Source organism: Pseudomonas sp., assembly GCF_036387035.1.
Classification (GTDB): Bacteria; Pseudomonadota; Gammaproteobacteria; order Pseudomonadales; family Pseudomonadaceae; genus Aquipseudomonas.
Window position 1 is genome coordinate 1 of record NZ_DASVUM010000104.1, and the last position, 6,939, is coordinate 6,939.

Consider the following 6,939-nt stretch of genomic DNA (forward strand, 5'->3'; position numbering starts at 1 on the left):
CATGAAGTAATCCGGGACGATCGGGTTGGGCGTCTGCGGGTGCTGGCGGGCGACACGCTGCTCCTTGGCTTTGGTCTTGGCGCGCTTGGCGCGTTTCTGTTGCTTGCTCACAGATGCCATGACGGGCTCCTTGGTCGGCTCGGGTCAACGATGTTAATAAATCTTGCTCAATAAAAAACCCCTGAATCTTTCGATGCAGGGGTTTTTCGGTGTTTATGTTGAATCTTTTGTGCCTGTCCATCCCGGCGTTGGCCACCCGCCAGTAGTTCTAACCTATCAAGATTTATCCACGGCAGCCGATGTGTGGGTATGAGCTTCCCGCTGGACATACTCTGAGTTGAATCTCCCCTAGCCCAGTCCAGCACCGTTGTTTTAGTCCTGCTCGATGCTTCTCCGAGAGACTACTTCACCTACTTGAGATTGAATCCATGCGAATAACTATACCGGTACTGCTTTTAGGAATGCTTGGCACTCAATGCGCGCTGGCGGCTGGGGATGGAACATCCGCAGTGGGCGGAGGCATAGGCGGCGCGCTCGGGAATGTCATTGGACAGCAAATGGGTGGAAGCACCGGCGCGGCGGTTGGTGCTGGTGTAGGCGGAGCCGCTGGCGGAGCTTTAGGCGCCAAAAGGGGAAGCAAGACCGAAGCGGCTATCGGCGGGGGGCTGGGATCAGCGGGCGGGTCTGTCATTGGTAACCAGTTGGGTGGCTCAACAGGGTCAACCATAGGTGCCGGCTTGGGCGGCGCTGCCGGAGGCGCAGTTGGTAGCAACCTGGCAGATGACGGCGGCGACAATCGATCGCACGGCAAGCGACATGGACACAAGAAAAATAGGCATGATCGATAGCCTGGCGATCTGCCCCCATACCGCCAATCGAGCGATTTGAGCGACGACACACGCGCGTTTGTCGGAGACGTCGGCCACCACTTCGGCGTCTTCACGCATATACAGCTCTGAGCTCACGAAGCAATTCACATCTAACCGGGCTTAGAGGGAAACGGTGGGGAACCAAGAAAAGCAAAAAGCCCGCACGAGGCGGGCTTCTTGTGTGTTTTCAGTTGTGCTTGGCATCACCTGAAAACGAAAGGTGGTGCCCAGAGACGGAATCGAACCGCCGACACGGGGATTTTCAATCCCCTGCTCTACCGACTGAGCTATCTGGGCAACGGGGCGCATTAAACGTGTTTTTCAGAAGGTCGTCAAGCATGCTGTTGAAAAAAATCTGAATTATTTCCTCCGCTTACGACGGACACCGTTTGCGAAGGGTTATTCGGACGGTGGAACGTAGCCGTCAGCCTTGGCGTATTCCTCGCCGGACAAGTATTTGTCCATCTCGGTCTGCAGGAATTTGCGATCTTCGGCGTTCATCATGTTCAGGCGGCGCTCGTTGATCAGCAGGGTCTGGTGTTTCTGCCAGTCGCCCCAGGCTTTCTGGGAGACATGGTTGTAGATGTCTTCACCTTTGGCGCCCGGATACGGAGGACGATCCAGGCCAGGCAATTCTTCTTTGTACTTGCGGCACATCACGGTGCGGGTCATGAGGACTCTCCTGCATTCAATACGTCGGCTGCGTTTTTCAGCAGTTTCTTCACCGGGGCGGCAAGGCCCAGGCGCGGCGGGGTGGCGAGGTTATACCAGAGCCAGTCGTCCTCGGCCACGTGATGGGCGGACGCGCGGACACGGACCAGCCAGGGTTCGATGGTCAGCTGAAAGTGGCTGAAGGTGTGAATCAGGCCCGGAAGGGCTTGATGCTCGCCCAACTCAAAGGCGTGCTGGTCGGCCAGGTGCTGCACGTCGTTGAAGTCGTCCAGTTCCGGCAAGCTCCACAGCCCGCCCCATAACCCGGTCGAGGGGCGGCGATAGAGCAGAATCGCGCCCTCACCATTAGCGAAAATCGGCATCAGCGTGCGTTTCTGTGGCACGACCTTGCGCGGTTTAGGGATGGGATAGCGGGTTTCCTGACCGAGCATATGCGCTTCGCAGCCGCGTTCAAGCGGGCAGAGCAGGCAGCTGGGTTTAGTCCGGGTGCATAGCGTGGCGCCCAGGTCCATCATCGCCTGGGTGTAGTGATTGACCCGGCTGTGCGGCGTGTAGCGCTCGGCCGTGGCCCACATCTGCTTAGCCACCTTGGGTTCGCCCGGGTAGCCTTCCTGTGCAGTGAAGCGGGCGAGCACGCGCTTGACGTTACCGTCCAGGATTGGCGCGCGCAGGCCCATGCTGATGCTGGCAATCGCGCCTGCTGTCGAAAGGCCGATACCGGGCAGCTCGACGAGCTTCTCCACGTCGCGGGGGAACTCACCGCCGTGCTCGGCCACCACAATTTTTGCGGCTTTCTGCAGGTTGCGCGCGCGGGTGTAATAACCCAGTCCGGTCCAGAGATGCAGAACCTCATCTTCCGGCGCCTCGGCCAGGGCTTGCACCGTGGGCAACGCCTGCATGAACGTGTCGAAATAACCCAGCACGGTGCTGACCTGGGTTTGCTGCAGCATGATTTCCGACACCCACACGCGGTACGGGGTGATGTCGTGTTGCCAAGGGAGATCGTGGCGTCCGTGACGGTCGTACCAGTCGAGAACGGCGGAGGAGAACTGCTCGGGTTGCATCAAGGGTTCCGGTGATAAAGAGTTGGATTGCATCGTTGTGTGCAGCAGATGTCCGGTTGTCCAGCCTGCCGCGCAGTCACGCAGCAAAGACGATACCTGTGGGGGTGAGCTTGCTCACGAAGACTGCATTCCAGCCGCTGAAAGCTCAGCGGCTGTACCCGCTTCTTCGCGAGAACTCGCTCCTGCAAATTAGCTGCGCAGCGCCCTGCACGTGGGTTTAACGCTTGAACAATCCCTTGATCGCATCTTTAAGCTCGGGACTGACCTTGTCTCCCAGCTTTTCATCGATCTTGTCGCCAATGCGGTCGCCAGCCAGTTTCGCGGCAACCTTACCCAAGCCTTCGTTATCAAGGCGGCAGGCCTTGGCGCCCATCTCCAGCGGGCCGCGGCAGAGGACCGGCCATTCGATCCCGACAAAGCGAGGGTTCACTTCGCAGGCAGGGTCCGGCATGTCGCTCTTGTCGCCTTCGATGATCACGCCAACCCGGTAGTTCATTCCCAGAACCCGCAGGTCAATGTCGCCGTCACCGTTGACGGTCAGGCCAGGAGTGCGGACTTTCAGGTCCGGGTTGCTGGCCACGCCATTGCGGAACGCCAGATTGCCATTCAGCTGCTGGAACGGCGTGTCCTTGCCGCGCGGTTCACCACTCAACGTCTTGCGATTGAGCGTCGAGATCCCGCGGCAAAGCTGCTGCTCAAGGTTGGCATTGACCAGCACGCCGTCGTTCAGGGCAAAGCTCGCGGTGCCGTTCAGGCTTTCGACCAGCGCCTTCTCGCTGTTGCCTGTGGCGGTCACGTCGCTGGTGAGGTTGAGCAGGCCGCGCAGAGGCGGCGTGGTGCCCTGACTCTGGATGAAATGCTCCACAGGCACCTTGGCGATACGCGTCTGAACGCTTGCCAGCGGCACCTCGGGACGTGCGTCGAGATTGCCTTTGACTTCAAAGTTACCGTTGTACAGATCGCCGCGCAGGCTATCGACCGTGATCACGCCGTCCAGTGCCTTGGTTTTCAGCGCCGCATTCTGGATCGGCAGTTTCTCCAGGGTCAGCTTGCCGAAGGTCAGGTCGGCGTCGACATCCAGTTTGCGCAGGCGCTCAAGCGGCAGCAGCTTCGCGTCACTCCAGGCACCCTGGGTCGGCTGGTTCGGCAGAGGCGAGGTGCCCGATGCGACCATCGCTTCGGCCTCGGCCCCCTGAACTTCTGATCTACGCGCCGCGCCCGCACTCTTCGCTTGTTCGCCTTCGGGCTTGCGGTAGCGGTCGGCGTTGAACGTATCGGCCTTGAGCTGAAGGCGCAGGGACTGCTTGGCGAAATCTTCCACGGCGAGGTGGCCGGTGATGGTGCTCTCGTCGAGCTTCACCGTGAGGTCATCCAGCGACAGGCTGTTGGGCGTCGCCGCGATGCGGGTGACCAGTTCCAGCTTGTTCAAGCTGCCATCGCCAAGGGCCGGCACAGGCTGGCCGATGTTGTCGAGGAAGTCGCGCAGGTTGAATTGCGCAATCGAGATGCCACCCGTGAGCTGCGGCGTCTTGTCCAGGTCACGCACATGCAGCTCGCCAATGGCGCGCAGCTGATTGGCGGACAGTTTCATGTTCGTCCATTCAGCGACGTTCGCGGACATGTCTGCCAGCAACTGGCCCTGGGCCGAGAACGTCAGCGTCTTGCCCTGCAGCGGATCGCCCGCCGCTTCGCCAGTGAAGCGCATGTCGTCGAGCTGATAGCGCTTGAGCACGCGATCAAAACGCAGCTTGCCGGTCAGTTCGGTTTTGGTCCGCACGACGGGCTGGTTGGTGCTCAGAAACGCGGTCAGTTTCAGCGGGATATCGGTCGCGTTGTGGATCGGGCCGGTGCTCAGCTGAATGCTCTCGGCGGTGAATTGCCGAGCCTTGGGAATGTCGTTGAAATCGATGCGCGCGTTGTTCACGGTCAGGCTGTCGATGTCCAGCTTGAGCGGCTGCCACGGCTTGTCGGGCTTGGCCGCTGCGGTGTCGGCGGGCGACTCCGGCGTGGCGGGCGGCTGGGCAGGATTGGCCGGGGACGCCGGCACTTTGCCGATGTCTTCCCAGTTGCCGTGGCCGTTTTCGTCGCGGGTCAGCGTCAGGTTCAGGCCCTCGACCCGCACGTCGCTCATCTGCACTTCCTTGCGCAACAGTGGCAGCACGCGCACGGAAAGCCCGAGCATCTGCAAGTCGGCAAAGGGTTTGGTCGGCTCGCTCAAGGTGGCGACGCTGGCGTCGTGCAGCTCCAGCCCCAGCCAGGGAAACAGGCTCCAGCCGATATCGCCATTGAGCGTCAGCTCGACATGGGCGCGATCGCGAACCAGTTTCCGAATCTCGTCTTTGTAGTCGTTGGGATCAAACAGATGGGTCAAGGCAAAGCCAAGAGCCACGATGATCAGCAACAGCCCGAGAAGGGTGAGCCCCAGGATTTTGCCGAACGCTTTCATGGGCGAGTCCTTGTATCGAGTCGTTCAAATTAGCCCGCGAGTATAACGTTCTCACGCAAGCACCGGGTTTTGGATCGCCGCCGACACGCCGACCGAAATTACGGAGCGCTGCACGGTGACAGACGGCACAAAAAAGGTAGTAGCAGAGTGCTTTCTTTTAAGCCGTAAATGGTAATCTCGCGCCGTTCGCCAGCCTCGCTGCGTCGAATTGTCACGTAAAGAGATTGTCTGCCGATAAACCACCTAAGCCTGCGTGCTTGAAGAGTGGTGGCGGAGCAAGTGTCGCTGTTCTTGCGGGATACAACTATAAATTGGGGGCAACAATCAAATGACTACGAGCACTGCTCTGGGCGGTACCTCCGCTCAGCCTGCGTTCTTGTCCAAAGAGCGCATCATCGCCAAAAGCGGTTTCAACCGCTGGCTGGTTCCACCCGCCGCATTGGCAATCCACCTGTGCATCGGCATGGCCTACGGCTTCTCGGTGTTCTGGCTGCCGCTGTCCAAGGCAATCGGCATCAAGACCGCTGTCGCCTGCCCGGCTGACATGGGTTTCTTCGAGCAAGTTTTCTCGTCCAGTTGCGACTGGCCGATCTCCATGCTCGGCTGGATCTACACGCTGTTCTTCATCTTCCTGGGTTGCTCTGCAGCCATCTGGGGTGGCTGGCTGGAACACGCAGGCCCACGCAAGGCCGGTGTCGTCTCGGCACTGTGCTGGTGTGGCGGTCTGCTGATTTCGGCGCTGGGCGTTTATACGCACCAGATCTGGCTGATGTGGATCGGCTCGGGCGTGATCGGCGGTATCGGTCTGGGCCTGGGTTATATCTCGCCGGTCTCGACGCTGATCAAGTGGTTCCCGGACAAGCGCGGCATGGCGACCGGCATGGCGATCATGGGTTTCGGTGGTGGCGCAATGGTTGGCGCTCCGCTGGCCACTGCATTGATGAGCCATTTCGCAACGCCTGACAGCGTAGGTGTCTGGCAGAGCTTCGTGGTCATGGCGGTGATTTACTTCGTCTTCATGATAGGCGGCGCACTGTCGTACCGCGTTCCGCCTACCGGCTGGAAACCTGAAGGCTGGACCGCTCCGGCGAAGAAGGCCAACAGCGCGATGATCACCAACCGCCACGTCCACGTGAGTGTGGCCTGGAAGACGCCTCAGTTCCGTCTGGTCTGGCTGGTGCTGTGCCTGAACGTTTCGGCGGGTATCGGCATCCTCGGCATGGCTTCGCCTCTGCTGCAGGAAGTGTTTGGCGGCAAGCTGCTGGGCACCGATCAGGGCTTCACGCAACTGGACGCATCGCAACTGGCGGCCATCGCCGCGATCGCCGCGGGCTTCACCGGGCTGCTGAGCCTGTTCAACATCGGTGGCCGGTTCTTCTGGGCATCGTTCTCGGACTACATTGGCCGTAAAGCGACCTACTTCGTGTTCTTCGCGCTGGGCTTTTTGCTCTACGCGTCGGTGCCGACGTTGGGTCACCTGGGCAGCGTCGCGCTGTTCGTGGCGGCGTTCTGCGTCGTGCTGTCGATGTACGGCGGTGGTTTCGCAACCGTTCCGGCTTATCTGGCTGACCTGTTCGGCACGCAAATGGTAGGCGCGATCCACGGTCGCCTGTTGACCGCATGGGCTGCGGCGGGTGTGCTCGGTCCGGTACTGGTGAACTACCTGCGTGAGTATCAGTTGAGCCACGGCGTTGCACGTGCCGATGCTTATGACATCACTTTGTACATCCTCGCGGGTCTGCTGGTGCTGGGCTTCATCTGCAACCTGCTGGTGCGTCCGGTGGCCGACAAATACTTCATGACCGACGAGCAATTGAAGGCTGAACAAGCCATCGGTCACGATGCCGGCGCTGATCACAGCACCTCGCTGGAATGGAAAGCCGATCCA

5 protein-coding genes and 1 tRNA gene are annotated in these 6,939 nt (G+C 60.1%); 2 read left to right on the plus strand and 4 right to left on the minus strand.

What is annotated here, in order from left to right; all coding sequences use genetic code 11:
* Positions 1-428 precede the first annotated feature (428 nt).
* Positions 429-848 (plus strand): glycine zipper domain-containing protein, encoded by a 420-nt coding sequence (locus VF672_RS09670; protein ID WP_331104087.1) that lies wholly within the window; start codon positions 429-431, stop codon positions 846-848.
* 242 nt (positions 849-1,090) lie between these two features.
* On the opposite strand, the gene VF672_RS09675 is transcribed toward VF672_RS09670, so the two are convergent.
* The 4 genes from VF672_RS09675 to VF672_RS09690 all read right to left on the minus strand — a co-directional run bounded on the left by VF672_RS09675 (position 1,091) and on the right by VF672_RS09690 (position 5,051).
* Positions 1,091-1,166: transfer RNA gene (locus VF672_RS09675), tRNA-Phe, on the minus strand.
* A 102-nt stretch (positions 1,167-1,268) separates the two neighbouring features.
* A complete protein-coding gene (locus VF672_RS09680) occupies positions 1,269-1,541 on the minus strand; it encodes an oxidative damage protection protein (RefSeq protein ID WP_331104089.1) in 273 nt (90 codons plus the stop codon).
* Positions 1,538-2,605, minus strand: a complete 1,068-nt coding sequence (gene mutY, locus VF672_RS09685) for an A/G-specific adenine glycosylase (RefSeq protein ID WP_331104091.1) — start codon at positions 2,603-2,605, stop codon at positions 1,538-1,540. The genes VF672_RS09680 and mutY overlap by 4 nt, the downstream gene beginning before the upstream one ends.
* A 217-nt stretch (positions 2,606-2,822) precedes the next feature.
* Complete coding sequence (locus VF672_RS09690; RefSeq protein WP_331104093.1) at positions 2,823-5,051, minus strand: AsmA family protein; 2,229 nt, start codon at positions 5,049-5,051, stop codon at positions 2,823-2,825.
* 328 nt (positions 5,052-5,379) lie between these two features.
* Here VF672_RS09690 and VF672_RS09695 point away from each other — a divergent pair.
* Positions 5,380-6,939, plus strand: a 1,560-nt coding sequence (locus VF672_RS09695) for an OFA family MFS transporter (RefSeq protein WP_331104095.1), incomplete at its 3' end; no start/stop codon positions are given.

Excerpts from the sequence above, each read along its gene's own strand:
- VF672_RS09670 (WP_331104087.1), top strand. The coding sequence starts at position 429 with ATGCGAATAACTATACCGGTACTGCTTTTAGGAATGCTTGGCACTCAA.
- VF672_RS09680 (WP_331104089.1), bottom strand. The coding sequence starts at position 1,541 with ATGACCCGCACCGTGATGTGCCGCAAGTACAAAGAAGAATTGCCTGGC.
- mutY (WP_331104091.1), bottom strand. The coding sequence starts at position 2,605 with ATGCAACCCGAGCAGTTCTCCTCCGCCGTTCTCGACTGGTACGACCGT.
- VF672_RS09690 (WP_331104093.1), bottom strand. The coding sequence starts at position 5,051 with ATGAAAGCGTTCGGCAAAATCCTGGGGCTCACCCTTCTCGGGCTGTTG.